Source organism: Streptomyces roseolus (genome assembly GCF_014649855.1).
GTDB lineage: Bacteria > Actinomycetota > Actinomycetes > Streptomycetales > Streptomycetaceae > Streptomyces > Streptomyces roseolus.
Genome location: NZ_BMTV01000025.1, coordinates 104055 through 129237 on the forward strand (window position 1 = coordinate 104055; position 25183 = coordinate 129237).

At 74.1% G+C, this 25183-nt stretch carries 19 protein-coding genes and 1 tRNA gene; 17 read left to right on the plus strand and 3 right to left on the minus strand.

The features are described 5' to 3' along the window. Nucleotides 1-17 precede the first annotated feature (17 nt). Complete coding sequence (locus IE245_RS27255; RefSeq protein ID WP_189952191.1) at nucleotides 18-716, minus strand: GOLPH3/VPS74 family protein; 699 nt, start codon at nucleotides 714-716, stop codon at nucleotides 18-20. Nucleotides 717-878: 162 nt separating this feature from the next. Here IE245_RS27255 and IE245_RS27260 point away from each other — a divergent pair, with 162 nt between their 5' ends. The 16 genes from IE245_RS27260 (at nucleotide 879) to IE245_RS27335 (ending at nucleotide 23015) form a co-directional block, all read left to right on the plus strand. Beyond that, entirely contained in the window at nucleotides 879-3341 is a 2463-nt protein-coding gene (locus IE245_RS27260; RefSeq protein ID WP_444545745.1) for a D-alanyl-D-alanine carboxypeptidase family protein, read from the plus strand. A gap of 139 nt (nucleotides 3342-3480) precedes the next feature. Then, nucleotides 3481-5460 carry a DUF8823 domain-containing protein gene (locus IE245_RS27265; RefSeq protein ID WP_189952193.1) on the plus strand — a complete coding sequence of 660 codons (1980 nt, stop codon included), beginning with the start codon at nucleotides 3481-3483 and terminating at the stop codon, nucleotides 5458-5460. A gap of 121 nt (nucleotides 5461-5581) precedes the next feature. After that, nucleotides 5582-6310: a signal peptidase I gene (gene lepB / locus IE245_RS27270; RefSeq protein ID WP_229851558.1), complete on the plus strand. Its 729-nt coding sequence runs from the start codon at nucleotides 5582-5584 to the stop codon at nucleotides 6308-6310. 97 nt (nucleotides 6311-6407) lie between these two features. After that, on the plus strand, nucleotides 6408-7199 hold the full coding sequence (locus IE245_RS27275; protein WP_189952197.1) for a sensor histidine kinase: 792 nt from the start codon (nucleotides 6408-6410) through the stop codon (nucleotides 7197-7199). Then, the gene (locus IE245_RS27280) at nucleotides 7196-7873 is read left to right on the plus strand and encodes a response regulator (RefSeq protein WP_189952199.1); all 678 of its coding nucleotides are present in this window, start codon (nucleotides 7196-7198) and stop codon (nucleotides 7871-7873) included. The genes IE245_RS27275 and IE245_RS27280 overlap by 4 nt, the downstream gene beginning before the upstream one ends. A 63-nt stretch (nucleotides 7874-7936) precedes the next feature. Then, nucleotides 7937-9163 carry an MFS transporter gene (locus IE245_RS27285; protein WP_189952201.1) on the plus strand — a complete coding sequence of 409 codons (1227 nt, stop codon included), beginning with the start codon at nucleotides 7937-7939 and terminating at the stop codon, nucleotides 9161-9163. Nucleotides 9164-9368: 205 nt separating this feature from the next. After that, the gene (locus IE245_RS27290) at nucleotides 9369-10931 is read left to right on the plus strand and encodes an amino acid adenylation domain-containing protein (RefSeq protein ID WP_189952203.1); all 1563 of its coding nucleotides are present in this window, start codon (nucleotides 9369-9371) and stop codon (nucleotides 10929-10931) included. 85 nt (nucleotides 10932-11016) lie between these two features. Continuing rightward, complete coding sequence (locus IE245_RS27295) at nucleotides 11017-12483, plus strand: citrate/2-methylcitrate synthase (protein ID WP_189952205.1); 1467 nt, start codon at nucleotides 11017-11019, stop codon at nucleotides 12481-12483. After that, on the plus strand, nucleotides 12480-15020 hold the full coding sequence (gene acnA, locus IE245_RS27300) for an aconitate hydratase AcnA (protein WP_189952207.1): 2541 nt from the start codon (nucleotides 12480-12482) through the stop codon (nucleotides 15018-15020). The genes IE245_RS27295 and acnA overlap by 4 nt, the downstream gene beginning before the upstream one ends. After that, nucleotides 15017-16393 (plus strand): DUF6025 family protein, encoded by a 1377-nt coding sequence (locus IE245_RS27305; protein ID WP_189952209.1) that lies wholly within the window; start codon nucleotides 15017-15019, stop codon nucleotides 16391-16393. Before acnA ends, IE245_RS27305 begins: the two co-directional genes overlap by 4 nt. Beyond that, nucleotides 16390-17397 (plus strand): dipeptide epimerase, encoded by a 1008-nt coding sequence (locus IE245_RS27310; protein WP_189952211.1) that lies wholly within the window; start codon nucleotides 16390-16392, stop codon nucleotides 17395-17397. Before IE245_RS27305 ends, IE245_RS27310 begins: the two co-directional genes overlap by 4 nt. Nucleotide 17398: 1 nt before the next feature. Then, nucleotides 17399-18358 (plus strand): D-2-hydroxyacid dehydrogenase family protein, encoded by a 960-nt coding sequence (locus IE245_RS27315; protein ID WP_189952212.1) that lies wholly within the window; start codon nucleotides 17399-17401, stop codon nucleotides 18356-18358. Nucleotides 18359-18536: 178 nt separating this feature from the next. Next, on the plus strand, nucleotides 18537-19973 hold the full coding sequence (locus IE245_RS27320; RefSeq protein WP_308436633.1) for an LLM class flavin-dependent oxidoreductase: 1437 nt from the start codon (nucleotides 18537-18539) through the stop codon (nucleotides 19971-19973). Then, nucleotides 19970-20470 (plus strand): flavin reductase family protein, encoded by a 501-nt coding sequence (locus tag IE245_RS27325; RefSeq protein WP_189952214.1) that lies wholly within the window; start codon nucleotides 19970-19972, stop codon nucleotides 20468-20470. The genes IE245_RS27320 and IE245_RS27325 overlap by 4 nt, the downstream gene beginning before the upstream one ends. A gap of 3 nt (nucleotides 20471-20473) precedes the next feature. After that, the gene (locus IE245_RS27330) at nucleotides 20474-21703 is read left to right on the plus strand and encodes an ATP-grasp domain-containing protein (protein WP_189952216.1); all 1230 of its coding nucleotides are present in this window, start codon (nucleotides 20474-20476) and stop codon (nucleotides 21701-21703) included. A gap of 55 nt (nucleotides 21704-21758) precedes the next feature. Then, complete coding sequence (locus IE245_RS27335; RefSeq protein WP_189952218.1) at nucleotides 21759-23015, plus strand: ATP-grasp domain-containing protein; 1257 nt, start codon at nucleotides 21759-21761, stop codon at nucleotides 23013-23015. 68 nt (nucleotides 23016-23083) lie between these two features. Here IE245_RS27335 and IE245_RS27340 read toward each other — a convergent pair. Then, nucleotides 23084-23156 (minus strand) — tRNA-Arg (locus IE245_RS27340). Between the two features lie 80 nt (nucleotides 23157-23236). Then, nucleotides 23237-24169 (minus strand): ScbA/BarX family gamma-butyrolactone biosynthesis protein, encoded by a 933-nt coding sequence (locus IE245_RS27345; RefSeq protein ID WP_189952220.1) that lies wholly within the window; start codon nucleotides 24167-24169, stop codon nucleotides 23237-23239. 142 nt (nucleotides 24170-24311) lie between these two features. Between IE245_RS27345 and IE245_RS27350 the strand changes: the two genes are divergently transcribed. Further along, the gene (locus IE245_RS27350; RefSeq protein WP_229851559.1) at nucleotides 24312-24956 is read left to right on the plus strand and encodes a ScbR family autoregulator-binding transcription factor; all 645 of its coding nucleotides are present in this window, start codon (nucleotides 24312-24314) and stop codon (nucleotides 24954-24956) included. Nucleotides 24957-25183 lie beyond the last annotated feature (227 nt).

Here is a 25183-nt window from a genome sequence, read left to right on the forward strand (position 1 = left end):
CGGGCCGTGCGTCCGCCTCAGTGGACGGCGGCGCGGGCCATGGGGCCGCGCGGCTGGGCGGGTACGCCCTGACCGCCGCGGCGCGGCTGTGCGGCCGCGCCGTTCTGGACGTCCATCACGGCGTGCGCCACGAGACCGCCCATGGGGTCGTGCCGGATCAGGTCGCGCAGCCGGGACCGCGACGACCGTCCTTCGTTGCCGGGGTACAGGTGCTTGCCGAGACCGACCGCGTGGGCCAGTGCGGCGAGCGCCGCGGTCCGCGGGTCCGGGGGTACCCCGGTGCGGATCGCACTGTCCAGCCGGGCCCTGATCTCCCGGCTGATCGCCGTGTCCGTCGCCTGGTAGCGAGTCGTCGGCAGCACCCCGCACATCTGGCCCTCCACGGCATGCACCATGCCGCATCGCTCCAGATGCGAGAGATACGTCTGGCGGAGCCCCAGTCGGGGTCCGCCGATCCAGTGGACGGCCCGGACCGGACTGCCGCGCCTGCGCAGCAGTTCCAGTGCGGAGTCCAGAGTCGGATCTCCGGTCGGCCGTGGCATCACCACGGCGATACGATCCCCGTCAGGGGCTATCCGTCCTGCCAGGGCCAGCTCTACTAGCTGTGCTCCGGCCAGGCCCAGATCGAGCGACTGCGGCTGCGCTGTGGTACCCGTGGTCGGGTCCAGAGCGAGCAGCAGAAGCTCCTCCGGAAGTGTTCTGCGGCTCCTGCCCATCCATGCCTCCCCGCGTGGATGAATGACAGGGTGACCCCTCTCACATTCATCTGTCGAGAGTGCCTGTGCGGTTCGTCCGGGAACCGGTAGGTATGTCGTTCTCGTCTAGCACGGGAGCCAAGGGGTTCACACAGGACACTGGTAGACGGTTCGGACGTACGCATGACGCATGGAGGAGGCACGGTGGCGGGCGAGTCCCCCGACAGGGCGGAGCAGCAGGGGTCGTCGGAGGGGAGGACGCCGTCGGGCTCGTCGGCGGTTGCCTCCTCGGATTCCCCGGCGTCCGCGGCGTCCGCGCCGACGCCGGTGGACCAGCCGACGGCGGTCTTCAAGACCCTGGCGCCGCGCGTCCCGGAGGACGACGCGGAGCCGGCGGAGCCGGCCGGCCGGGCTGATGAATCGATTCCGGAGTCCGGTGAGGGCGCCGCGCCCGAGGGCGACCGCCTGAAGCAGGCCGTCGCGGCGTGGGTCGCCACGGCGGAGAAGGAAGACGGTCCCGCCGGTCCCGTCGACGAGTCGCCCGAGACCGATGACGAGACGCCCGAGGGCGACGGGACGCCCGAGGGCGACGGGACGCCTGAGGGCGACGGGACGCCTGAGGCTGACGAGGTGTCCGAGGAGCGCTCGGAGGCCGAGGGGCCCGTCTCCGCGCCCTCCGGGCCCGAGGAGCGCTCGGAGGCCGCCGAGGCCGCCGACGAGCCCGTGGCGGCCCCTGGGGCGGCCGCGGGGGCGCCGAAGGCGGTGGAGCCGTCGTGGTTCGCCGCCAAGAAGCCCGCCGAGCCGCGGTCCGAGGCTCCCGGGTCGGCGTCGGCGACGTCCGGTGCCGCCGAAGCCGAGGCGTCGGAGCCCGCGCCGTCCGCGCCCGAGGCGTCGAAGTCCGAGGGGTCGAAGCCCGACGCCCCGAAGTCCGAGGTCCCGGCGCCCGCCGCGCCGAAGTCCGCCGCGCCCGAGGCGGACGCTTCCACGTCCGGCGCTCCCCAGGCCGACGTGCCCCGGCCCGCCGCGCCGGAGGCCGGGGCGCCGAAGGCCGCCGCGTCGAAGCCGGCCGCCTCCGAGGGGCCCGTCGACCAGCCCACCACCATGTTCCGGGCCGTGCGGCCGCCGGTCGTGGACCAGCCGACGACCGCGCTCAAGCTGCCGCGCGACCTCGCGGGCCCCGACTCCGACAGCGAGCGGACGAGCACCTTCGTGCCGCTGCGTCCGGACGTCCCGGCCGACCGGAAGGCGGCGAAGGCCCAAGCCGCCGCCCCCGAGCCCCAGCCGAAGGCGGAGACCCCCGCCCCCGCCCCGTCCCCCGCCCTCGCCGAGCCCGAGCGGACGCGGCAGCAGCCCCTGCCCCCGCTGCCGCCGCTCGATCTGCTCGCCGAGCTGACGAACACCCCGCCCCCGCCGCCGAACGCCTGGCGCACGACCCTGCGCCGGATCCGGATCTGGACCCCGCTGGTCCTGCTCCTCCTGATCGTCTTCGCGATCGCGCAGATGGTCCGCCCGCTGCCGGCGCCCGCCCTGAAGCTCTCCGGGACGCCGACGTACACCTTCGCGGGCGGCCCGCTGAAGATGCCGTGGCCCGGCGAGGGCCAGGGCGCGGTGGAGATCGAGGGCGTCGGCTCCATGGGCACGTACGGCGCGCAGAAGCCGGCCCCCATCGCGTCCGTGACGAAGACGATGACCGCGTACGTGATCCTCCGCGACCACCCCCTCAAGGGGAAGCAGAAGGGGCCGGAGATCACCATCGACCAGAAGGCCGCCGACCAGGCGAAGGCGGCGCACGAGTCGACGGCGCCGGTGAAGAAGGGCCAGACCTACACGGAGAAGGAGCTGCTGCAGCTCCTGATGATCCCGTCGGCCAACAACGTCGCCCGGCTGCTCGCGCGCTGGGACGCCGGCTCGGAGCAGGCGTTCGTCGACAAGATGAACGCCGCCGCCAAGGAGCTGGGCATGACCCAGTCCCGGTACACCGACCCGTCCGGCCTGCTCGACTCCACCGTCTCCACGCCGCAGGACCAGCTGAAGCTGGCGAAGGCGGTCATGAAGTTCGACGTGTTCCGCGAGATCGTGGACATGCCGAACGCCACCATCGAGGGCGTCGGCTACATCGAGAACAACAACAGCCGCCTCCTGCTCAAGCCGGGCGTGAGCGGCATCAAGACCGGCTCCTCCACCCCCGCGGGCGGCAACCTGCTCTGGTCGGCGAACACGATCGTCGACGGCAAGGTCCACCGCATCCTGGGCATCGTGATGGGCGCGCAGAACGCCGAGTCGCTCAACAAGAAGCTGGAGCTGTCGCTGGACTACAGCTACGAGCTGATCAAGAAGGCGCAGGCCGACGCCACCTCCGCCGTCGTCGTGAAGAAGGGCCAGGTCGTCGGATACATCGACGACGGCCTCGGCGGGCAGACACCCGTCGTGGCGACGAAGGAGATCAAGGCCGTCGGCTGGCCGGGACTGAAGGTCGACCTGGAGCTGACCGACGGCGGCAAGGCCGTCCCCCACTCCGGCAGGGCCGGGGACGTCGTCGGCACGGTCTCGGTCGGCGAGGGCGCCGGCAGGATCAGCGCCCCGGTGGCGCTCCGGTCCGACCTGGTGGAGCCCGGCTTCGACAAGAAGCTGACCCGCGTGGGCTGAGCCCCCGGCCGCACGGACAGCAGGGCGCCCCGGACGACCGGGGCGCCCTGCTGTTAGCGTCTTCGGGGTGCCGGCCGCGCCCCCGCGAGAGGGACGACCCACACAGGACAGCACGGAAGCAGCACGGGAGAGGGCCGCAGTGACCACCGTCGAGCCGACACGCGCGGGCCGCGGCGAGGCCGCCGCGGACGGGGCCGCCACGGACCGTACCGCCACGCGTCCGGACCCCCGGCCGCGCCCTCCGCAGGACGCCGGGCCGCCCGTCGCGCAGGATGGCGACCAGGAGGCCTCCCCGGCCCCCGGCACCGTCCCGCCCCCCACCCCCGGTCCACCGCCGCGCATCGTGCTCCCGAACCAGCGCTCCGCCCCCGAGCGGCCCCCGGCCGCCGCCGCGCCGCCGCCGCGGCGCCGCAAGCGCCGCTACCCCGTGATGGTGGCGACGGGCGTCGCCGCGCTGCTCCACGTCCTCTGGTTCTTCTGGTTCGCGAACAGCGGCGGCGACCTCGCGGCGCAGGACGCCTGGGCGGAGTTCGTCGGACGGCACCCCGACTCGGCGTACAACCTCGCCTGGTACGGGGGCATGCACCCGGTCTCGTACAGCGTCGTGTCGCCGTACGTGATGTCGGTGCTCGGCGTCCGCTCCACGATGATGATCGCGGGGACGCTCTCCGCCGCGCTGACCGCGCTGATCCTGGTGCGGGTGCCGGCCGTCCGGAACCCGATGGCCTGCTCGCTCGCGGGCGTCTTCGCCTTCCTCTGCAACGCGCTGTCGGGCCGGGTGACCTTCGGCCTCGGCATGATGTTCGCGCTCGGCGCGGTCGCCGCCGTCTTCTGCTGGCCGCACCGCTGGCGCCGCAAACGGTGGGCGAAGGCCGCGGTCGCGGCGCCGCTCGCCGGGCTCGCGACGGCGTGCAGCCCGGTCGCCGGCCTGTTCCTCGGCGTCGTCGCGGCGGCGCTCTTCCTGAACAAGCGGAGGCCGGGCGCGTACGCCATCGGCCTCGCCCCGGTCGCGGTCGTCGCGCTCTCCTCCTGGCTCTTCCCCTTCTCCGGCACCCAGCCGATGTCCTTCGGGTCGACGTCGCTGCCGCTGCTCTTCGGGATCCTCGTCCTCGTCCTCGTGCCGAGGGACTGGCGCACCGTCCGCACGGCCGCCGCCTGCTACACCGTCGGCACGTTCCTGACCTGGCTGATCGACTCCCAGATCGGGTCGAACATCTCGCGGCTCCCGATGCTCTTCGCGGGCGTGGCGCTGCTCGCGGCGCTGCCCTACACGCGCCCGCGGTCGCGCCGCTGGTACGCGCTGGCCGTCGCCTTCCTCGGCCTCAACTTCTGGATCGGCTTCAAGGGCGTCGACGACGTGATCCGCACCCGCCCGGACGCCTCCTGGGCCTTCGAGGTGGCGCCGCTGATCAACCAGCTCCAGGTCCGGGAGGCGCGGAAGGCGCGCGTCGAGGTCGTGCCGGCGTCGAGCCACCGCGAGTCCTCGGCGCTCAGCCCGTACATCAACCTCGCGCGCGGCTGGAACCGCCAGGCGGACATGGAGCGCAACCCGCTCTTCTACGACGACACCCTCAACGCCGTGAACTACCGCGAATGGCTCCACCGCTGGGCCGTCCGGTACGTCGTCCTCCCGACCGGCGCCCCCGACTCGGGCGCCGCCCGCGAGGCCGAGCTGGTCGGCCAGGGCCTGCCGTACCTGAACCAGGTGTGGTCCGACGCGAACTGGCGGCTGTACGAGGTCGCCGGCGCCACCCCGCTCGCCGACGCCCCGGCGCAGGTCGAGCGCGCCGCCGAGAACGAGGTCGTCCTCCGCCTGGACCGGCCGGCCCGGGTGAGGATCCGCGTCCCCTACTCGCCGTGGCTGGCGCTGATGGACGAGAACGGCGGCAAGCTGGAGCCCCCGCAGGAGACGGAGGAGTCCAAGCGGGCGCGGGAGGAGTCCGAGACGGAGCTCCCGAAGGTCTTCGCGAACGAGAACGGCTGCCTGGTGAAGGCCGAGCCGGACGAACAGGGCGACGAGTGGACGGAACTGGTCGCCCCGAAGGCGGGCACCTACCGCCTGGCGGCCCCGTACAAGCTCTTCCCGCGCGGCACGGCCTGCCCGGAGGAACTGCGCTGAGCCCGTCCCCCGGCGGGTCACCCGTAAGGAGGGCGAACCCGCCGGGGGACTGCTCGCCGGGGAGTACGGGCCCTAGGGTCGACCCATGCGGCAGGAACCAACTGAATCGGGGCGGGCGGAGATGACGGACAGCACGGACGTGTCGACGGAGACGAGGCCGGCCCCGGAACCGGAGGAGTCCCCCCGGAAGCGCCGCAAGCTCTCCCCGTGGCTGGAGTACCCCCTCCTCGCCGTGGTCGCCCTGGGCCTCGCCTTCCTGATCAAGACCTTCCTGCTCCAGGCGTTCCTGATCCCCTCGGGCTCCATGCAGAACACCCTCCAGGAGGACGACCGGGTCCTCGTCGACAAGCTCACCCCGTGGTTCGGCTCGGAACCCGACCGGGGCGAGGTGGTCGTCTTCCGCGACCCCGCCGACTGGCTCGCCGGCCACGAGGCGAAGCCCCCGAGCACCGTCCAGAAGGCCCTCGGCTTCGTCGGCCTGATGCCCGCGGCCGACGAACAGCACCTGATCAAGCGGGTCATCGGCGTCGCCGGCGACACCGTCGAATGCTCCGGCACCGGGCCGCTCAGGCTCAACGGCGAGCCGCTCACGGAGCCGTACGTGTACGCGGGCAACACCCCGTGCAGCGACGACGAGGGCGGCCGGTTCAAGGTCACCGTCCCCGCCGGGCACCTCTGGGTCATGGGCGACCACCGCCAGGCCTCCCAGGACTCCCGCTACCACCAGGACGACCCGCACGCCGGCATGGTCCCCCTCGACGACGTGGTGGGCCGCGCCGTCGTCGTGGCCTGGCCGCTGACGAACTGGTCGACCCTGCCGGTCCCGGACGCCTTCACACCGGAGAAGTGAGCGAGGTGATCTATTCACGCCACATTCGTTGAAGTGTTCGGCTTGATCGGGTCCAATGGTTCACCTTCACCGGTGCGAGGACCACGGAAAGTCCGTCATGACCCACCCCAGCCAGATGTACGCGACCGCCCCGCAGCCCCGGGTCGCGCTTCCCACGGCGGCGGAGCGCGCCTGGCTCGCCGGCCTCCAGAGCGCCCGTCATCTGGTCGACGCCGAGGTGCGGCGGCACGAACGGCGCAACGCGCTCCACACGTTGAGGGGCCTCCAGGTGCTCGCCCGGTTCGCGGAGGAGCGGGCGGACGCCTTCGCCGCCTCCCACGGGGTGCCGGTCGCCACGGTCGAGGCGATCACCCGCCGGATCGCCGACCCCCTGGTCCGCGCCCAGGCCGTGGGCAGGCTCATCGCCGCCGCCGAGCGCGGCGTGGACCTCCGGCTCTGTCCCGCCTCCCGGCTGCCCGACGGCCTGGAGGGGGCGGGGGAGATCGGCGCCGTCCTCGGCAACCTCGTCGACAACGCCCTGGACGCCGTCGCCGGCGCCGGCCGGCCGGAGCCCCGCGTGGAGGTCGCGCTCCGGTACGAGCGGGGCACCGTCGACCTCTCCGTGCACGACAACGGGCCCGGCGTGGCACCCCATCTGCGCGGCTGGGTCTTCGAGCGGGGCACCTCGACGAAACCGGCCTCGCCCGAACGCCCCCGGGGCATCGGCCTCGCGCTCGTCCGGGCCGTCGCCGAGGCGCGGGACGGCTCCGTCGAGGTGCGGGACCGGCGGGGCGGCGGCGCCGTCTTCACCGTCCGGATGCGCGCCGGCGAACAGCGCCGGGACGCCCGCCGACGGACGGCGTGCCAGGGGGAGGCGGACACGCCGGGCCGGCCGCGGGAGGGCCGGTGATCGACGTGCTCGTCGTCGACGACGACTTCTACGTGGCGAGGATCAACGCCCACTACGTGTCCGAGACGCCCGGCTTCCGGGTGGCGGGCATCGCCCACAGCGCGGCCCCGGCCCTGGCGGCCGTCGAGCGCGGCGGCATCGACCTCGTCCTGCTCGACCAGCACCTCCCCAACGAGAGCGGACTCTCCGTCACCCGCCGCCTCCGCGCCCTCGACCTGGACGTCGACGTCCTCATGGTCACCGCCGACCGCAGGCCCGAGTCGGTCCGCGCGGCCCGCCGCGCGGGCGTCCTGCACTACCTCGTCAAGCCGTTCACCCCCGAGAGCCTCCGCGAACGCCTGGAGTCGTACGCCCGGACGCGCGCCGCGCTCACCGACGCCACGGAGATGGACCAGGACGCCGTCGACCGGACCCTCGGCGGCGGCTCCCCGCCGGACGCGGCGCGGGACCTGCCCAAGGGCTTCTCCGAGCGCACCGCGGACCTCGTCTCCCGCATGGTCGAGGAGCACGGAGCCGGGCGGGAGCTCGCCGCCCAGGAGGTGTCCGAGCTGACGGGCATCAGCCGCTCGACCGCCCAGCGGTACCTGAAGCACCTCGCCGACAGCGGGCGGCTGCGGCTCACCCTCAGGTACGGCACCAGCGGCCGGCCCGAGCACCTCTACTCCCGGGCGTGAAGCGGCGGTCCGCCCCCTTCCGCACGTCCCCCGCACCACCCACCACGCGACAGGAAGCCGACCGTGCCGATCCGCATACTTCCCGAGCCCGGCCCCACCCGGCTGCTGACCTTCATCACCATGGTGATGAGCCTGGGGCAGGGGCTGTGGATGGCCCTCAGCGCCCTCTACGCGGTGACGGTCGTCGGCATGTCGCCCGGCGAGCTGGGCGTCGCCCTCGGCGTGACGGCCGTCCTCGTCCTGGTGTCCAGCATCCCGCTCGGCCACCTCGCCGACCGCGCGGGACCCCGCACCGTGCAGCTGTGGTCGTTCCTCGCCCTGGCCCCGCTGACCGCGGCCCTGGTCGCGGCGCAGGGCTTCTGGTCGTACCTCGTCGTCACCTCCGTGCAGGGCCTCGCCTACCGGGCCGGCAACAACGCCCGCAAGGCGATGATCGCGGCCAACGTGCCCCGGGAGAAGCGGGTCCACGTCATGGCGTACATCCGGGCCGCGGTCAACGCGACCCTCGCGGTCGGCGCCTGCCTGGCCGGCCTCGTCCTGGTGTGGGACGAACGCGTCGGCTACCAGAGCGCCGTCCTCTTCACCGCCCTGTGCTTCCTGGTCACGGGACTCCTCACGCTCAAGGAGCGCCCCGTGCCCCCGGCGCCCGCCACGCCCGGCGCCGCCTTCTCGGTGCTGCGGGACACGCCGTTCCTGGCGTTCACCGTCCTCGACGGCGCCCTCGCCACCCACGCCCTGCTGCTCGACCTCGTCCTGCCCCTGTGGGTCGTCCACCACACGGACGCGCCCCGCTGGACCAGCGCGGCCCTGCTCCTGCTGAACACGATCCTCGTGGTGGCCTTCCAGACCCGGGCCGCGCGCGGCGTCGACGGCCCGAGGTCCGCGTCCTTCGCGAGCCTCCAGGGCGCCGGCTGCGTGGCGGCCGCCTGCCTGCTCTTCGCCCTCACCGACGGCGCGGAGGTCGTCGCCGCCTGCCTGCTCCTCGGCGCCGGCGCGCTGCTGCACGCGTTCGGGGAGATCCGGCAGGCGGCGGGCAGCTGGACCATCGTCTTCGACCTGGCGCCCGACCACGCGCAGGGCCAGTACCAGGGCACGTACAAGATGGGCCAGGACATCGGCAAGATGTTCGCCCCCGCCGTCCTCGCCTGGCTGGTCATCGGCCACGGCGCCGTCGGCTGGGTCGTCCTGGCCGTCGCCTACGCGGTGCTCGGCGCCGTCGTCCCGGCCGTCGTCTCCCTCGGCGCCCGCAGGGCGGAGGCCCCGGCGAAGGACGCCGCCGCCACCGTCTGAGCGCCCCTGTACTTCCCGCGGCGACGCGCCCCCGGCCGGGGGCGCGTCGCCGTCGCGTCGTCGGCCGGCCTCCGTCGGGGAAAACGAGCAGAACGCGTTTTTCCCCGGTCAAGGGTGTTTAGCGCGGCAGTGCGCACAACCGGGACCGGCCCCCCGGGCCGTCGATAGCTTCGAGCCAATCCGCCGTCGACGAGTTCGGACAGACATGACCACAGCAACGGACGTACGCCTGGGCGCGGGCCTCCTGGAGCACGCGCTCGTCCAGCCGGACCGCACCGCGCTGACCCTGGGGCGCCGTGAGGTGAGCTACGCCGAGGCCGCGGCCACCGCGCGCCGCTGGGCCGCCCCGCTGGTCGAGGCCGCGGGCGGCCGGCCCGCCCGGGTCGGGGTCTTCGCCCACCGCAGCGAGGCCTCCTACCTGGGAGTCGTCGCCGCGCTGTACGCGGGCGCCGCGTTCGTCCCGCTGAACCGCAGGTTCCCCGCCGAGCGGACCCGCTCGATGCTGGAGCGCGCCGACGTCGACGCGCTCGTCGTGGACGCCGCCTCCCTGCCCGGCCTCGCCGGCCTCCTGCGGGGACTGCCGCGCAAGCCGGTCGTGCTCCTCCCCGACGCCGAGCGGGCCGAGGCGGGCGACCTGGGCGACGTCCGGGTCCTGGACGCCCGGGACCTGGCCGCCGCCGCGCCCCTGGAGGAGCTGCCGCCGGTCGCGCCCGACGACCTCGCCTACCTGCTGTTCACCTCGGGCAGCACCGGCGTGCCCAAGGGCGTGCCCGTCACCCACGGCAACGTCCGCGCGTTCCTCGACGCCAGCCAGGAGCGCTACCGGCTCACCCCCGACGACCGGCTGACGCAGACCTTCGACCAGACCTTCGACCTGTCGGTCTTCGACCTCTTCATGGCCTGGGAGAACGGCGCCCGGGTCTGCTCCATGGACCCCATCGAGCTGCTGTCGCCGTTCAGGTACCTGGAGCGCAACGGGATCACCGTCTGGTTCTCCGTGCCGTCCGCCGCCGCCGTCCTGCGGCGGCGCGGGAAACTCCTCCCCGGCACCATGCCCACCCTCCGCTGGAGCCTGTTCTGCGGCGAGGCGCTGCCCCGCGAGACCGCCGAGGCCTGGCAGGCGGCCGCCCCGCGGTCGGTGGTGGAGAACCTGTACGGGCCCACCGAGCTGACCATCGCCTGTACGGTCCACCGCTGGGACCCGGTGACCGGCCCCGCGTCCTGCGTCCACGACAACGTGCCGATCGGCCGCCCCTACCCGGGCCTGCACCCGCTGGTCGTCGGCGAGGACGGCGCCCCCGTCACGGACGGCGAGACCGGTGAACTGTGCATGGCGGGCCCGCAGACCACCCCCGGCTACTGGCGGGCGCCCGAACTCACCGCCGAGCGCTACTTCCCGTACGAGGGACGCACCTACTACCGCACCGGCGACCTGGTGCGCCTGCAGGGCGACGCCTACGTCCACCTGGGCCGCAACGACCAGCAGGTCAAGATCGGCGGCCACCGCGTCGAACTCGGCGAGATCGAGGCCGTCCTGCGGCGGGCCGGCGCCGTGGAGGCGGTCGCCCTGCGGTGGCCCGACGACCACACCGTGACCGCCGTCGTCTGCGGCGACGCCGACCCCGCGGCGCTCACCGCCGCCTGCGAGGCCGCGCTGCCGCCCTACATGACGCCCGCCCGGATCCACGTGCTGGCCGAGATGCCCCTCAACGGCAACGGCAAGACCGACCGGGGCGCGCTCCGCGACCTCCTGCGGGCCGGCCTGTGACCGCCGCCCCCTTGTCCGCGACCCCGACGACCCCGACGACCCCGACGATCCCGACCCGCGATCCGCGACCCGAGGAGAGCCCATCGTGAGCACAGTCGACCAGCTCGTCGCCCGCACCCTGGGCATCACCGAGGACCGCCTCACCGCGGACCTCGCCTACCAGTCCGTCCGCGAGTGGGACTCGCTGGGCCACGTCGCGCTGATGGTCGCCCTGGAGCAGGAGTACGGCGTCGAGGTCGACGACGACCTCATGCTGGAACTGCGCACGCTCGACGCGGTGCGCGCCTTCGCCGACGGCCTGGCCGACCCGGCCGCCGGCGCCCCCGCGCCCGGTACGGCCGCCGGGGTCTCCGCGCCCGGTACGGCCGCCGGGGTCACCGCGCCCGGTACCGCCTCCGGGGACGCCGCGCCCGCGGCCGCCGTCACCGTCCACCGGGGCCTGGAGGGCGTCACCTTCGACCACACCGCCGTCACCCTCATCGACGGCGCCGAAGGCACCCTGGAGTACCGGGGCTACAGCATCCACGACCTCGCCGAGCACGCCTCCTTCGAGGAGGTCGCCCACCTGCTGGTCCACGGCCACCTCCCCGACGCGGCCGCCCTGGAGATCTTCACCAAGCAGCTGCGCGCGGCCCGCACCCTGCCCGCACCGGTCCTGGACCTCGCCCGCGCCCTCGCGCACGCCCACCCGATGGAGGCGCTGCGCACCTGCGTCTCGGCGCTCGGCGCGTTCGCCCCCCGCCGGGCGGCCGGCACCGACGAGAGCCTCACCGAGGCCCGCGAGGCCGGCATCGAACTCATCGCCCGCGTACCGATGATCGTCGCCGCGCACCACGCCTTCCGCAGCGGCCGCGAACCGCTCCGGCCCCGCGAGGACGCCGGCCACGCCGAGGCGTTCCTCACCGTGCTCCTCGGCGAGGAGCCCACCCCGGCCGCCGTCCGCGTCATCGACAAGGGCTTCGTCGTCCACGCCGACCACGGCTCCAACGCCTCCGCGTTCACCGCCCGCGTCGCCATCGGCTGCCGCGCCGACATCACCGCCGCCCTCACCGCGGCCATCGCCGCCTTCTCCGGCTCGGTGCACGGCGGCGCCGCCGAACGGGCCATCACCCTCGTCGACGAGGTCGGCACCCCCGAGAACGCCGAGGCGCACGTCGCCGCCCTGCAGAGCCGCGGCGAGCCCGTCATGGGCTTCGGCCACCGCGTCTACCGCACCGAGGACCCGCGCATGCGCCACCTGCGCGCCAGCGTCGTCGAGCTGAGCGAGGAGCGCGGCGACCGCACCGGCCTCGACGTCCTCGACGCGGTCGCCGCCGCGATGCGGCCCCGGCAGCGGCACGGCGTCGCCCCCAACGTCGACCTCTACGCCGGCCTCTCCTACCGCCTCCTCGGCCTCCCGGACGACCTGGCCGTCGCCCTGTTCGTCATCGGACGGACAGCCGGCTGGGTGGCCCAGGCCCTGGAACAGCACGCCAACAACGTCCTCATCCGCCCGCTGCTCGCCTACGCGGGCCCGCGCGGCCTCACCCACCCCTCGGGAGCAGCGCGATGAGCCCCGCGTCCGTACCCTCCCCCTCCCCGGCGCGCCTGCCGGACTTCGCCGCCGCGCACGGCTTCGACCTCGGAGCCGTCCCCTACACCGGCCGCGTCCTGCTGGAATCGCTGCTGCGGGCCGGGGACCCCGCGCAGGCCGCCGTCCTCGGCAAGCGCCTGGCGCTCGGCGAGGACCCGGCCCTGGAGATGCCGTTCCGCCCCGCCCGCATCCTGGTGCAGGACTACACCGGCATCCCGCTCCTGGTCGACCTGGCCGTGCTCCGCGACCGGGTCGCCGAGCCGGGCCGCGTCAACCCCGCCCTCCCCGTCGACGTGGTCGTCGACCACTCGGTGCAGACCGACTGGGCGGGCCGCCCCGACGCCCTGGGCCTGAACGAGGCCCTGGAGATGGACCGCAACCGCGAGCGCTACGCCTTCCTCAAGTGGGCCGAAGGCGTCTTCGACGGCGTGCGCGTGATCCCGCCGGGCCGCGGCATCGTCCACCAGGTCAACCTGGAGCAGCTGGCCACCGTCGTCACCGAGGCCCCCGACGGCTCCCTCGTGCCCGACACCGTCCTCGGCACCGACAGCCACACCACCATGGTCAACGGCCTGGGCGTGCTCGGCTGGGGCGTCGGCGGCCTGGAGGCCGAGGCGCAGATGCTCGGCCTGGCGCAGGCCATCCGCATCCCCGCGATCGTCGGGGTGCGGCTGACCGGCACCACCAGCCCCGGGACCTCGCCCACCGACGTCGTCCTGGCGCTCACCCGCCGCCTGCGCGAGGAGGACGTCCAGGGCCTGATGGTGGAGTTCACCGGCCCCGGCGTCGACGAACTCTCCGCGCCCGACCGCTGCACCGTGGCCAACATGGCCCCCGAGTACGGCGCCATGTCGGCGTTCTTCCCCGTCGACGAGGAGACCCTCGCCTACCTGCGGCGCACCGGCCGCGACGAGCCGGCGGTGACCCGCGTACGGGAGTACTGCCGGGAGCAGCGCCTGCTCAGGGAGGCCGCCGAGCCCGTCTTCGGGCGGACCATCGCCTTCGACCTGAGCGAGGTGGGCCCGGGGCTCGCCGGCCCCAGCCGCCCCGACCAGCGCATCTCCCTGGGCGAACTGCCCGGTTCGCTGGCCGCGCTCTGCCCGGAGGGTCCGCGGAGCGAGGGCGGCGTCCAGGACGGCGACCTCGTCATCGCCGCCATCACCTCCTGCACCAGCACCTCCAACCCCAAGGCCATGCTCGCCGCCGGCCTCCTCGCGAAGCGCGCCGTCGAGCGGGGCCTGCGGGTCCCCGCCCACGTCAAGACCAGCCTGTCGCCCGGCTCCCGGGCGGTCACCCGCTACCTGGCCGACGCCGGGCTCCTCACCGACCTGGAGGCCCTCGGCTTCCACGTCGCCGGCTACGGCTGCATGACCTGCAACGGCGGCAGCGGACCCCTCAACGAGGGCGTCGGCGAGGCCGTCGACCGCGGCGACCTGACGGTGGCCGCCGTCCTGAGCGGCAACCGCAACTTCGCCTCCCGGGTCCACGGCCAGGTCCGCGCCGGCTACCTCGCCTCGCCCGCCCTGGTCGTGGCGCTCGCCCTCGTCGGCGACGTCCGCACCGACCTGGAGAGCCGGCCGCTCGGCGTCGACCGCGACGGCGTCCCCGTCCACCTGCGGGACCTGTGGCCGCACGCCGCCGAGCTGCGCGAACTGGAGGAGCGGTACGTCACCCCCGAGGTGTTCGCGCCCGACGCCACGCCGCAGCCCGCCTGGGAGGCGATCACCGCCCCCGACAGCGAGGTGTACGCGTGGGACGACGCCTCCACCTACATCCGGCCGCCCGCGTACGTCGACTCCGAGGGCGGGCTGCCCGTCCTGACCGGGGCCCGCGCCCTGGTGGCCCTCGGCGACCACGTCAGCACCGACCACATCTCTCCCGTCGGCGCCGTCCCGGCGGCCTCCCCGGCAGGGGAGTACCTGCGGGCCAGGGGCGTACGGGACTTCAACTCCTACGGCTCCCGGCGCGGCAACCACGAGGTGATGGCCCGCGGCACGTTCAGCAACCCGCGCCTGCGCAACCTGCTCGTCGGCGACGGCGACAGCGGCGGCACCACCCTGCACCTGCCCGGCGGCGAACGGCTGCCCGTGTACGACGCCGCCCGGCGCTACACCGAGAGCGGCACCCCCCTGATCGTCCTGGCGGGGCGCGGCTACGGCATGGGCTCGTCCCGCGACTGGGCCGCCAAGGGCCCCTGGCTGCTCGGCGTCCGCGCGGTCCTCGCCGAGGACTTCGAGCGCATCCACCGCGCCAACCTGTGCGCCATGGGCATCCTGCCGCTGCTCCTGCCCGCCGGGCGGAGCTGGCGCGACCTCGGCCTGACGGGCCGCGAGGAGTTCGACGTCGACCTGTCGCGGGTCCGCGACAGCGGCGAGGCCCGCGTCACCGCCGACGGCACCGCCTTCGCCGTACGGGCCGACGTGCGGTCGGCCGGCGAATGGGACGTCCTGCTCGCCGGCGGCACCCTGCCCCACCTCCTGCGGACCATGGGCGCACGACCGGAGGACCCCGCGTGACGCACATCCTGGACACCCTGGGCCTGCGCGCCGCGGTCGAGGCCGACGCCCTCGCCGCGGGCGCCAAGACCTTCGTCCCCGTCCACACCGGCACCCACGACCTGCCCGTCGGCACCCTCCTGGACGCCCTCGCCGACGACCTGTCGCTGCTGCCGCCGCGCACCGGCCACCTGGGCAACTGGGAGGACATCGCGGCCGGCCGCGCCGGGCCGATGGACTTCAACACCGCCATCTGCGGCGGCGGCCACGGCTACCCGCTGATCTACGGCTTCACCCGCACCGAGGCCGACACCGAGGGCGGCGACGAGGCCTACCAGCCCGGCTCCCTCATCGACCAGGGCAAGCGGCACGTCCTGCCGCTGCACACCTGGGACGGCTCCCGCTACGCGCGCCGCGACCGCTCCGCCCCGCTGTTCTGCCCCCTGGTGCAGGCCGAGGTCGACGGGGAGCTCGTCCCCCTCGTCGACCTGCACCGGCAGCGGATGGAGGCCCTGCCCGGCTACCGCTTCCGGCACTGGGCCACCGCCCTGACCGACCGCGCCGGCCTCGTCACCGACATGCTCACCCTGCTCCTGGAGCAGGCCGCCGCCCAGGGCCGCAACCAGGCCTTCGCCGAACTCATCAGCCAGGCGGTCCGCGCGGACGGCGAGGTGGCCCGCTGCCGGGTGCGCCCGGAAGGCCCCGGCTACCTCCTGGAGGACCAGTACTACCCGTCGGCCCGCGCGCTCGCCGAGGCGGTCATGGTGACCGTCCACGCGCTCGTCGACCCGGCCGCGTTCTTCGCCCGGCTGCCCGGACTGCCGCCGCTGCTGCCGGTGATGTCGCTCCAGCTCACCAACGTCCTCTTCGCGCTCCTCGACATGCACCACCCCGACGCCCCGCCCGGCCCGCCGGAACAGCCCTTCATCACCCACCTGCACTGGGGCGCCCGCGCCATGGCCGGCTGCCCGCCCCGGCGCCACGGCTACCTGACGCGCCGCTCCACCGTGCGGTCCCTGCGCGCCATCACCGACCCGCTGGTCGAGCACTTCGAGGCCGCCCGCCCCGTGGCGTTCGTCCTGCTGCCCGCCCAGACCTTCATGCTCTGCCCGCCCAGCACCTCGCCCCGCGACGTCGACCTGATGGCCGGCCTGTTCGCCCGGCTCGCGGCCGCCGACCCGGCGGACGCCCACGACACGACCCTGCGCTGGCTGGACGGCCACGCCGAGCTGCTGTCGCCGTACCTGCGCGGCCGGTTCGCCGGCGGCAGCGGCGTACCGGCCGACGGCACCGTCCGGGAACCCGCCGTCCCCGTCGAACCCGACGGATTCCGGACTCTGACCTTCCGTCAGGCGTGCGGAGCGGTCGCCGCGTTCGAGGAGGTCCTCGGATGAGGCTCGCCCACCACGAGATCGTCATCGCCCTGCGCGAGCCGTTCGTCAGCAACACCGGCGTCACCACCGAAGTGCGCCAGCGCGTCGTCGAACTCGCCTGGGGCGGACTGCGCGGCCTCGGCACCGCCCGCGACGCCGACCCCGACGAACTCGACGCCTGCGCGCCCGCCCTCGCCGGCGCCTCCCCGTACGGGCTGCGCGCCGCCCTCGACGCGCTGCCCGCCATCGGCCCGGCGGCCCGCTCGGCCGTCGACATGGCCCTGCACGACCTGCTCGGCAAGGCCACCGGCCGCCCGCTGCGCCACCTCCTCGGTCTCGACGGCCTGCCCGTGCCGCCCACCGCCCTGTCCATCGGCGCCTGCCCCGACGACGAACTGGCCCGCCGGGGCCGCGCGCTCGCCCACTGGCCGGTCCTCAAGCTCAAGCTCACCCCGGGCGACGACGGCAGCCGCGCCGGGGTCCTCCGCTCCGTCTACCCCGGCCGCATCCGCGTCGACGGCAACGGCTCGTGGGACCGCGACCAGGCCCTCCGGGTCGCCGAGGAGCTCCACCGCCACGACGTCGAACTCCTGGAACAGCCCGTCGCCCCCGGCCGCCTCGACGACCTGCGCCACGTCCACGAGCGTTCCCCCGTCCCCGTCTTCGCCGACGAGGACTGCGCCACCGCCGACGACGTCCTGCGCCTGCGCGGCCACGTCGACGGCGTCAACATCAAACTCGTCACCTGCGGCGGCCTCGCCGAGGCGCACGGCATGATCCTGCTGGCCCGGGCCTGCGGCCTGCGGACCATGCTCGGCTGCAAGGTGGAGAGCGCCCTCGGCGTCTCCGCCATGGCCCAGCTCGCCCCGCTCGCCGACCACCTCGACCTGGACGGCCCCGTCGGCCTGCGCGACGACCCCTTCACCGGGATACGCGTCGACGACGGCACCCTCGCCCTCCCCACCGGCCCGGGCATCGGCGCCGCTACCCTCCATCCGACCCCGATCACCTGGGACAAGGACTGACATGAGCCTTCGCTGCGCCGTACTCGACGACTTCCAGCAGGTGGCCACCACCGCCGCCGACTGGAGCCCCCTCAAGGACCGGGTGGAGGTCGTCAGCTTCCCCGAACACTTCGCCACCGAGGACGAACTCGCCGCCGCGCTGGCCGACTTCGACATCGTCGTGACCCTGCGCGAACGCGTCCCCTTCCCCGCCTCCCTCCTCGACCGGCTGCCCCGCCTGCGCCTCCTCGTCGCCTCCGGCATGCGCAACAGCGTCATCGACCACGCGGCCGCCGCACGCAACGGCGTCACCGTCTGCGGCACCGCCAGCACCTCCACCCCGCCCGTCGAACTGACCTGGGCCCTCCTCCTCGGCCTGGCCCGGGGCATCGTCACCGAGAACACGGCGCTGCGCACCGGCGGCCCCTGGCAGTCCACCGTCGGCGCCGACCTCCACGGCCGGACCCTCGGCCTCCTCGGCCTCGGCAAGATCGGCAGCCGGGTCGCCCAGGTCGCGCTCGCCTTCGGCATGGACGTCCAGGCCTGGAGCCAGAACCTCACCGACGAGCGCGCCGCCGAGGTCGGCGTCCGACGGGCCGCCTCCAAGGAGGAACTCCTCGCCACCAGCGACTTCGTCTCCCTGCACCTCGTCCTCGGTGACCGCACCCGCGGCCTGATCGGCCCCGCCGAACTCGCGCTCCTGAAGCCGACCGCGTACCTGGTCAACACCTCCCGGGCCGGCCTCGTCGACCAGGACGCCCTCCTGGAGGCCCTGCGGGAGGGCCGCATCGCCGGCGCGGGCCTGGACGTGTACGACGTCGAGCCGCTGCCCGCCGACCACCCGGTGCGCACCACGCCCCGGCTCCTGGCCACCCCCCACCTGGGCTACGTCTCCCAGAACAACTACCGCACCTACTACACGCACGCCGTCGAGGACATCGAGGCCTACCTGGCCGGCGCGCCGGTCCGCCTCCTCGGCTGAGACCGCTGCCGCGGCCGGGAGCACCGCCGCTGCCCCGGCCGGGAGCGCTTCCGCCTTCTCGGCCGAGGTCTTTCCGCCTCCTCGGCCGAGGCGGCTTCCCTTCCGTCCCGCTCGTCCCAGTCCCACCCGTCCCACCCGTCCCACCCGCCCCTGCTTTGCCGACCGTGGAGAACCCCTGGTGAGTCCGCACCGCCGCATGATGAAGCTCGGCGCCTTCCTTCCCGCGCCCGGGCACCACATAGCCGCCTGGCGGCATCCCGAGGCCCGCCCCGACGGCGGCCTGGACTTCGACTACTACCGCTCGCTGGTGCAGACCGCCGAGCGCGGCATGTTCGACATGGTCTTCCTGTCCGACGGGGCGGGGGTGCGGACCAGGTACAAGGACGCCGACGAGCTGAGCCGCCAGGGCCGCATGGTCCACTTCGAGCCGCTGACCCTGCTGTCCGCGCTCGCCGTGCACACCCGGCACATCGGCCTCACCGCGACCGCGTCCACCACCTACAACGAACCCTTCACCCTGGCGCGGCAGTTCGCCTCCCTCGACCACCTCAGCGCCGGCCGCTCCGGCTGGAACGTCGTCACCTCCGCGACGGACGCCGAGGCGCGCAACTACCACCTGGACCGGCAACCCGAGCACGCGGCCCGCTACCACCGCGCCCGGGAGTTCATGGAGGTCGTCACCGGCCTGTGGGACAGCTGGGAGGACGACGCCTTCCTCTACGACAAGGAGTCCGGCCGCTTCTTCGACCCCGAGAAGCTGCACATCCTCGGGCACAAGGGCGAGCACTTCTCCGTGCGGGGCCCGCTGAACGTCGCCCGCCCGCCGCAGGGCCACCCGGTCATCGTCCAGGCCGGCTCCTCCCCGGACGGACAGGACTTCGCCGCCCGCTGGGCGGAGGTCGTCTTCACCGTCCAGCAGACCCTGGACCAGGCACAGGTCTACTACCGCGGCCTGAAGAAGCAGGTGGCCGACCACGGCCGCGACCCCGACCACGTCAAGATCCTGCCGGGCGCCTTCATCGTGGTGGGCCGCACCCTGGCGGAGGCCGAGGACAAGTACGCGACCCTCCAGTCCCTCGTCGACCCGGTGGTCGGCCTCGGGATGCTCTCGTACCAGCTCGGCAACGTCGACCTCACCGGACACCCGCTGGACGGCCCCCTGCCGGAACTGCCCGCCATCGAGGGCAGCACCAGCAAGCAGCAGGTCATCTACGAACAGGCCCGCAGGCAGGGCCTGACCATCCGCGAGCTGTACCTGGCGGTCGCCGCCGGACGCGGCCACCGCTTCCTCCTCGGCACCCCGGAGACCATCGCGGACGAGCTGGAGGACTGGTTCGTCAACGAGGCCGCCGACGGCTTCAACATCATGCCGGACTACCACCCGGGCGGCCTGGACGCCATCGTCGAGCTCCTCGTCCCCGAACTGCAGCGCCGCGGCCTGGTGCGCACCCGCTACGAGGGCACCACCCTCCGGGACAACCTCGGACTGCCCCGTCCCGCCTTCCCGCCGGCCCCGGCGAGCGCCTCCCCGGCGGCGACGAACGCCCCTCCGGTCCCGGCGGGCTCATCCTCGGGCGCGTCGGGCTCCTCCGCGGCCCCGGCGAGCGCCGTATGACCGTCGACGGGACGGCCCTGCGCTCCGTCCTGCGCGCCCACCCGTCGGGGGTCACGGTCCTGACCGCCGCCGGGCCGGGCGGCGCCCCGGTGGGGGTGACCGTCACCTCCTTCACCTCCCTCAGCGCCGACCCCGCCCTGGTCGCCGTCGCCCTCGCCGACACCTCCTCCACCTGGCGGAAGATGGCGCACAGCGAGCACTTCGCGATCCACCTGCTCGGCGCCGGCCAGGCGGACACGGCCGTCCGCTTCGCCACCCCGGGCGCCGACCGCTTCGCCCCGCCGACCGCCTGGCACCCCGGTCCGTACGGCGTCCCGTACCTGGCGGGCTGCCTGGGCCGGCTGCTGTGCTCGCGCCACAGCACCGTGCGCCTGGGCGACCACCACCTGCTGGTGGGCGCCGTCGAGCAGGCCGAGCACGGCGAGCGGGGCGACGGCCTCGTCCACCGCCACGGGGACCTGCAGCCGGTCACGACCCCTCTTCCAGCAAGGACCTGACACATGCCCACCGTTCTGTTGTTCTCGCGCCAGCCGCTCACCGGCCGCCCGCTCCAGGAGTGGCTCGACCGTCCCGAGGACGCCGTCCTGATCACCACCCCCAAGGCGGTCGCCGGCGCCGAGGACGTCCTGGCCGCCTCCTTCCCCCGCCACCGGCTGGTCGACGACTACCACGGCTGGGTCACGGAGGAGATCGCGGAGCAGGCCGCCCGCGCGTACGGGGCGGACCTGGTGGCCAGCACCAGCGAGAGCGACGTCCTGCGGTCCGCCCGCCTCCGGGCCCGGCTCGGCCTGCCCGGACAGGACGTCGCCTCGGCCACCGCCTACCGCGACAAGGTCGTCATGAAGGAGCTCGCGCGGGCCGCGGGCATCCGGGTCCCGGACTTCGCCGCCGTCGACAGCCCGCGGGACCTCCTCGACTTCGTCGACGCCCACGGCCTGCCCGTCGTCGTCAAGCCGCGCTCCGGCGCCGGCGCCGAAGGGGTGGCGTTCCTGCGCGAGCCCGCGGACGTCACGGCCTTCTTCGCCCGCGAACGCGGCTCCGACGTGCCGTACCTGCCCGGCCAGTGGATGGTGGAGAGCCTCGCCCACGGCGACTTCCACCACGTGGACGGCATCATGCGGGACGGCCGGATCGTCCACTCCTGGCCCTCCCGCTACGCCGGCGGCCTCGCCGAACGCGTCCGCGAGGACCTCCACACCGGCAGCGTCCTGCTCGCCCCGGACGCCCCCGCCACCCACGCCCTCCAGCGCCTGGCCGCCGACGTCGTCGCCGCCCTGCCCCCGGCGCCGCACCCCCTGGCCTTCCACCTGGAGGCCTGGGTCGGCCCCGACGGCGTCCCCGTGCTGTGCGAGATCGCCAGCCGCGCCGGCGGCGGGCTCATCGCGGACCAGTACATCAGGGCCTTCGGCGTCCACCTGGCGCGCGAAGGACTCCGGGCGCAGTGCGGGCTGCCCCTCACCCTCACCACCCAGCCGGCCGCCCCGGCCCGGGCCGTCGGCCACGTCCTGCTGTCGCCCGGCCACGGCGTCTTCGTCCCGCCGGCCGACCCGTGCCCGGTCCCCGGCGTGGAGCTGACCCTGCTGCGCGAGGCCGGGACGCCGGGCCGGGGCGTGGAGTCCGCCGCGGACGCGGTGGCCAGCGCCTTCGTCGAGGCCGACACCACGGAGGACGTGGAGTCCCGCCTGGCCGAAGCGACGGAGTGGTGGAACCACCACGCCCGCTGGGAGTGACCCGCTCCCGTCCCCCGTTCCCCTTTCACCTCCCACCCGGAAGGGACAAGCCGCCTTGTCCGAGCACGTCCTGATCGTCGGCACCGGCCGCGACTTCCCCGCCCGCATCCGCGCCGCCCACCCGGGTGCCCGCACGACGGTGTTCTGCCGCCTCGACTCCGTCGGCCGGGTCCGTACCCCCGGTGACAACGCCCGCGTCCTGGGGCTCCGGGACGACGCCCCCGAGCAGGAGTGGGTCGACCTGGCGGCGGCCGTCCACGCCCGGGACCCGTTCACCCGGATCGGCACCTTCGGCGAGCGCAACCAGAACCACTACGCCCTCATCGCCGAGGCGCTGGGGCTCACCGCGCACCACCCGGACACCGTCCACCTGGTGCACGACAAGCGCGCCATGCGGGCCCGGCTGAGCGAGGCGGGCGTGGACTCCACCGCCGGCGCCCGCGTCGCCGACGTCGACGAACTGCGCGCGTTCGTCCACCGCCACGGCCTGCCCTGCGTGGTGAAGCCGGTCTCCAACTCCGGCAGCGCCGGCATCACCAAGGTGACCGACGAGGGCGAACTGGCGGAGGCCTTCGCCCGGGCCGACGGCAGCTACGGGGACCTGCCGAACGCGGGCGTCCTCGTCGAGGAGTTCCTCGACGGGCCGCAGTTCAGCGTCGAGGCCGTCTCGGAGGCTGGCGAGCACCAGGTCGTCGCGATCACCGCGAAGTTCTCCGACCCGGCCACCTTCGTCGAACTGGGCCACGTCACGCCCGCACCGCTCGCCGCCGGGGACCGCGACCGGATCCACGCCTACGTCGGCGCCGTACTCGACGCCCTCGGCGTGGAGTTCGGCCCCACCCACTCCGAGATCTGCCTCACGGAGAAGGGCCCGCGCCTGATCGAGACGCACGTGCGCATGGGCGGCGACGAGATCCCCGCCCTGGTCCGGGACGCCACCGGCGTCGACATCGACGACTGCGCGGCCCGCCAGACCCTGGGCGAGAGCGTCCTGCCGGCCGTCCGCGCCACCCTGGCCGAGCCCCGCCCGCCCCGCTGCTCGGCGGTCTGGTTCGTCGCCCTGGAGACCACCGGCGTCCTCGACCACGTCGCCCGCCTCGAAGAGGCCCGCGCCCTTCCCGGCGTCACCCAGGTCACCCTCCTCGCCAAGCCCGGCACCGAAGCGGGCGGCCTGACCTCCTCCGAATCCCGCGTGGCCTTCGCCCGAGCGGTCGCGGAAACCCCCGAAGAAGCCACCCGCGTGGCCAGGGCGGCCGCCGAACACCTCGAATTCACCCTCAAGATCGCCCCCTACCGCCCCGAGGCGATCTGACCCCTCCCGGCCGCCCCGAGAAAACGACGAGGACCCCTACCGAGCCCGGTAGGGGTCCTCACGCCGTGTGCCCCCGGCAGGATTCGAACCTGCGACACCCGCTTTAGGAGAGCGGTGCTCTATCCCCTGAGCTACGGAGGCGGGGATGGCCGGTCACAGCCTAGCGGATGGGGGGTGGTGGGGGCGCCTCGGTTTGTGGGGGGTGGGGGGAGGCGGGGTGATCAGGTGGTGCGGGGGGTGAGGGTGGCGGCGGCGGCGAAGGAGAGGTGGTCGTTCTGGGTGGCCTGGATCTCGACCGTGTGGGTGGGGGTCGGGCGGGTGGTGATGTAGCAGGGGGCGTCCAGTTCGATGTAGCGGTGGAACGTGGTGTGGAGGCCGGTGAGGACGGCGGTGGGGTGGCCGTCGGGGGTGGTGTGGTGGGCGGCCTGGCGGGCGGCTTCGATGAGGAGCATGCCGGGGGCGTGGTCGACGGGGTGGTCGAAGAGCACCGGGTGCGTCGGGTCGATGCGCAGCTGGGTCCGGTGGGGCGCCGGGGTGGGGGCCAGGACGACGTCGGTGCGGCGGTCGCGGTCGACGTGGTGGGGAGGCAGCGGGGACGGCGCGGGGAGGGCCGTGGAGAGGGCGCGGGCCGTGTCGGCGTACGGTCCGCGGAGCCGCTGGTAGAGGTGGGGCGGCTGGTTGGTGAACGCGGCCTCGGCGGTGCCGAGGGGGGCGCCGTCGCGGGTGAGCTCGACGTGCATCGTGAGGCCGTGCAGGCGGCCGGCGCGGCGGGTGACGTCGGTGCACCTGACGTGCATGTCGACCTCGGCCGGAGTGGCGCCGACGGCGAGGGCGTCGGGGTCGAGCGTGAAGGAGAAGGTGTTCCAGATCTGGCGGTGGCCGAAGGGCACGTCGTAGGCGACGTGGCTCAGCAGCGGGACGGCCTGGCGGACGGTCTCCGCGAGCAGCAGCGGGTCGTGGCGGCCGTCGGTGGGCGCGTAGAACGCGTGGGTGCGGGGCCACTGGGCGGTGACGGTGAAGGTGTCGGGGCCTTCCGTCTTCCAGCCGGTGAGGAGGACTTCGGAGTGCGCGCTCTTGTGCACGTACTCCCTCGGTAACGCGCTGCTCAGACCCGCGTGGTTCGCGAAGACGGTGTGATCGACGTATGGAGTCATCGGATTCCCCCAGGTGTCGTGCGCTGTGTGGATGGCCCTGACCGGGCACACGCCCTAAAATAGAGGATGTTCGTTTTTTTTGTCGAGAGGGGAGCGGGACGTGGCAGACGGGAACCGGCAGAGGACGCCGCAACCGAGGGCGGTGCAGACCCGAGCGGTGATCCTGCGCGCCGCGGCCGAGGTCTTCGACGAGTTCGGGTTCAGCGGGGCCAGCATCAGCAAGATCATGAAGCGGGCCGGAGTCACCCAGGGAGGCATGTACTTCCACTTCGGCTCCAAGGAGGAGCTCGCCTACTCCGTGATGGTCAGCCAGGGCGAGGGGCTCGACTTCCCCAAGGGGGAGGACGGGCTCCAGCGGCTCATCGACATCACCCTGTACCTGGCCGTCGAGCTTCGGCGCAATCCGCTGCTGCGGGCCGGCGTCCGACTCGCCGTCGAGCAGGGCGAGTTCGGTTTGCGGGACGATGTTGCCTACCAGGCCTGGGTGTTGGAGTTCCGGCAGCAGCTCCGGTTCGCCCGCGCCAGGGGCGAGCTCCTGCCCGGCCTCGACGACGAGGACTTCGCCTGGGTGCTCGTGAGCTCCTTCACCGGTGCGCAGCTGTTCTCCCAGGTGTCGTCCGAGCGGCGCGACCTGCCCCAGCGGGTCGTCTCCCTCTGGCGATACCTGCTGCCCGCGGTGGCCGCGCCCGAGATCCGGGACTCGCTGCGGTTCGATCTTCCCGAGTCGGACACGGACACGGATTCGGGGTCGGATTCGGAGTCGGGTGAGGTCCGTGTCGGGGGGTGAGCCGCGAGGTGCCATAGCCGTCGTGTGAATCGGCGGTCTGCGGGCGGGTGGGATGGAAGCGCGGGTAGCGTCCGGCGGCGTCCCTCCCCTCCGCCTGAAGGAGCTCGACGTGTCGAAGGTCTTGTCGTCCCCCGCTGCCTCGCTGGCCGCGATCGTGAAGGCGTACGACGTCCGCGGGGTCGTTCCCGATCAGTGGGACGAGAAGCTCGCGGAGCTCTTCGGTGCCG

What these genes read in the sequence shown, in the direction of transcription:
- IE245_RS27255 (WP_189952191.1), bottom strand. Translation starts at nt 716, where the DNA reads ATGGGCAGGAGCCGCAGAACACTTCCGGAGGAGCTTCTGCTGCTCGCT.
- IE245_RS27260 (WP_444545745.1), top strand. Translation starts at nt 879, where the DNA reads ATGACGCATGGAGGAGGCACGGTGGCGGGCGAGTCCCCCGACAGGGCG.
- lepB (WP_229851558.1), top strand. Translation starts at nt 5,582, where the DNA reads ATGACGGACAGCACGGACGTGTCGACGGAGACGAGGCCGGCCCCGGAA.
- IE245_RS27275 (WP_189952197.1), top strand. Translation starts at nt 6,408, where the DNA reads ATGACCCACCCCAGCCAGATGTACGCGACCGCCCCGCAGCCCCGGGTC.
- IE245_RS27290 (WP_189952203.1), top strand. Translation starts at nt 9,369, where the DNA reads ATGACCACAGCAACGGACGTACGCCTGGGCGCGGGCCTCCTGGAGCAC.
- acnA (WP_189952207.1), top strand. Translation starts at nt 12,480, where the DNA reads ATGAGCCCCGCGTCCGTACCCTCCCCCTCCCCGGCGCGCCTGCCGGAC.
- IE245_RS27310 (WP_189952211.1), top strand. Translation starts at nt 16,390, where the DNA reads ATGAGGCTCGCCCACCACGAGATCGTCATCGCCCTGCGCGAGCCGTTC.
- IE245_RS27315 (WP_189952212.1), top strand. Translation starts at nt 17,399, where the DNA reads ATGAGCCTTCGCTGCGCCGTACTCGACGACTTCCAGCAGGTGGCCACC.
- IE245_RS27325 (WP_189952214.1), top strand. Translation starts at nt 19,970, where the DNA reads ATGACCGTCGACGGGACGGCCCTGCGCTCCGTCCTGCGCGCCCACCCG.
- IE245_RS27330 (WP_189952216.1), top strand. Translation starts at nt 20,474, where the DNA reads ATGCCCACCGTTCTGTTGTTCTCGCGCCAGCCGCTCACCGGCCGCCCG.
- IE245_RS27345 (WP_189952220.1), bottom strand. Translation starts at nt 24,169, where the DNA reads ATGACTCCATACGTCGATCACACCGTCTTCGCGAACCACGCGGGTCTG.